3 protein-coding genes are annotated in these 2,767 nt (G+C 69.1%); 1 reads left to right on the top strand and 2 read right to left on the bottom strand.

The features are described from left to right. The first annotated feature begins 48 nt into the window (after nt 1-48). Nucleotides 49-900: an aldo/keto reductase gene (locus tag AC2VOK_RS10440; RefSeq protein ID WP_428900399.1), complete on the top strand. Its 852-nt coding sequence runs from the start codon at nt 49-51 to the stop codon at nt 898-900. A gap of 19 nt (nt 901-919) precedes the next feature. Here AC2VOK_RS10440 and AC2VOK_RS10435 read toward each other — a convergent pair whose 3' ends face one another. Then, nucleotides 920-1,630, bottom strand: a complete 711-nt coding sequence (locus tag AC2VOK_RS10435) for an HNH endonuclease family protein (RefSeq protein WP_428900398.1) — start codon at nt 1,628-1,630, stop codon at nt 920-922. 64 nt (nt 1,631-1,694) lie between these two features. Next, a partial coding sequence (locus AC2VOK_RS10430) for a helicase-related protein (RefSeq protein WP_428900397.1) occupies nt 1,695-2,767 on the bottom strand: 1,073 nt, incomplete at its 5' end.

The following is a 2,767-nucleotide window of genomic DNA, read 5'->3' as shown; positions in this document are numbered from 1 at the left end:
GCTTGGTCAGGATCCACGAACTTTCGATTTCACAGGTAGGTGAACAACGTGACTGGCGAGTCGGGCGCCGCCGTACCCTCGATTGCTCTCAATGACGAAAACACGATGCCGGTTCTCGGCCTCGGCGTCGCGGATTTGTCGGACGACGAGGCCGAACGCGCGGTGTCGGCGGCGCTGGCGATCGGCTGCCGGCTGATCGACACCGCCGCTGCCCACGGAAACGAAGCCGGAGTCGGGCGTGCGATCGCGGCCTCCGGCATTCCGCGAGCGGAGCTCTTCGTCACCACCAAACTGGCCACCGCCGATCAGGGTTTCTCCAGGTCCATGAACGCCTGCACCGCCAGCCTCGAGCGACTGGGCCTGGAGTACGTGGACCTCTACCTGATCCACTGGCCGGCCGCGTCGCTGGGCACCTACGTGGATTCCTTCGGCGGTCTGATCCAGTGCCGCGGCGAGGGCCACGCCCGCTCCATCGGCGTCTCCAACTTCACCGGGGACCAGCTGTCGACCGTCATCGACCTGACCTTCGTCACGCCGGCCGTCAACCAGGTCGAGCTGCACCCGCTGCTGCACCAGGCCGAGCTGCGCACGGTGCACGCGCAGCACAGCGTGGTGACGCAGTCCCACACGCCGCTGGCGCTGGGCAGGCTGATGGACAACCCGACGGTGAGCTCGATCGCCGGCGAATACGGCAAGACGCCGGCACAGGTGCTGCTGCGGTGGAACCTGCAACTGGGTAACGCCGCGGTTTTCCGCTCGACCCGGGCCGAGCACATCGCCGCCGATCTCGACGTCTTCGGCTTCGAGCTGGCCTCCGAGCACGTCGACGCGATCAGCGGTCTCGACGACGGGACCCGGTTGGGCCCGGACCCGGACACCTTCGACGGCACGGGCTCCTGATCCCAACCTGTCGCCCGCGTCAACCCGCCGGGCACGTGGCCGCGGCCCGCCGCAGGACGCCGGCGGACGGTTCGTCGACGGGCAGCCGGTAGCCGCGCAGCACGGCGATGAACTGCATGGCGTACTGGCAGTCGAACGCCGTGTTGGGCGGCATCCAGCGCGCCGGGGGCGAATCCCCCTTGTCCTGATTGGCCTGACCCTCCACGGCCAGCAGGTTCGCCGGGTCGTTGGCGAAACGCAACCGCTCGCCGGGCGGCCAGCCGTAGGCCCCCATGTCCCACGCGTAGGCCAGCGGGACAATGTGGTCGATCTGCACCGATTCGCCGGTGCGAGCGCCGCGCTGGAAGGCGATGCTGTTGTTGGTGTACGGGTCGTGCAGCGTTCCGGTGGCCACCGCGTCCGGGCAGCGCTTGATCGACACATACGTCTTGTCGACAAGGTCGCGGTTGAGGATGTCGTCGCGGGTGTCGCACCCGTTATGGCCGAGCGGGGCGTCGTTGTCGTCGTCCCACGCGGCGCCGAAGGCCCCCCTGCGGTAGTCGTAGCGGTGCAGCCGCTGCGGCAGCACCCCGATGCCGGCGAGCACGTCGGTGCCGGGCGCCACCGTGGGCACGTCGGCGCGCGCGGCCACCTCGGCGCGCTCGGCCGCCTTGGAGCCCAGCGTCTGATAGGCGACGACCAGCGCGAGCGCCGCGGCCGCCGACAACCACAACAGCGATTTCCGGTTCATGACTTGTCCCGGTTCATGACTTGTCCCGGCTCATGACTTGTCCCGGCTCATGACTTGTCCCGGTTCATGACTTGTCGAGGTATTCGATGCGGTCGCTGTTGGTGAACGTGGCCGCCAGCAACTCCAGGCCGGCGTCCGCGGGGTTCTGCTCGTAGGCCCGGGCGCAGAACTCCCGCGCCGCCTCGATGACCTCGCGGTGCTCGGCCAGGGACAGCAGGCGCAGGTTGATCGCGCGACCGGACTGGTTGCGGCCCAACACATCTCCTTCCCGGCGTTCTTTGAGGTCAAGGTCGGCGAGGACGAATCCGTCCAAGGTGCCCGCGACAGCGGTGAGTCGTTGGCCGGCCCGCGATCCCGGAGCCACCCAGCTGGCCAGCAGGCACAGACCGGGGTACCCGCCGCGGCCGATGCGCCCCCGCAACTGGTGCAGCTGGCTGATCCCGAACCGGTCGGCGTCCATCACCAGCATCACGGTGGCGTTGGGCACGTCCACGCCGACCTCGATGACGGTGGTGCACACGAGGACGTCGATCTCACGCGCGCGGAAGGCTGCCATCACGGCGTCCTTCTCGTCCGCCGGCAGCCGTCCGTGCATCAAGCCCAGCCGTAGGTGGGCCAGCTCATGCGACCGCAACCGCGCGAACAGCCCCTCGGTGGTCGCCGACGGCCGGACGTCCTGCTCCTCGGTGCCGTCGTTCTCGTCGATGCGCGGCGCCACCACGTAGGCCTGGCGTCCCGCGGCGACCTCCTCGCCGATGCGCTGCCACGCGCGCTCGAGCCACGCGGGCTTGTCCTTGACGAAGATCGCGTTGGTGGTGATCGGCTGGCGTCCGCGCGGAAGTTCGCGCAGCGTCGAGGTTTCCAGGTCGCCGTAGACGGTGAGCGCGACGGTGCGCGGGATCGGCGTGGCCGTCATCACCAGCAGGTGCGGCGTGATGCCGGGAGGGGCCTTGGCGCGCAACTGGTCTCGCTGTTCGACGCCGAACCGGTGCTGCTCGTCGACCACCACCATGCCCAGCTTGTGGAACTCCACCGAGTCCTGCAGCAGCGCGTGGGTGCCGATGACGATCCCGGCCTGGCCGGAGGCGACCTCGGCGCGGACGTGCTTCTTCTGGGCGGCCGTCATCGATCCGCTCA

The organism is Mycobacterium sp. TH-M116, assembly GCF_057473685.1.
Note: the sequence above shows the minus strand (reverse complement) of the source record. Positions and strands in the feature narration are given on the sequence as shown.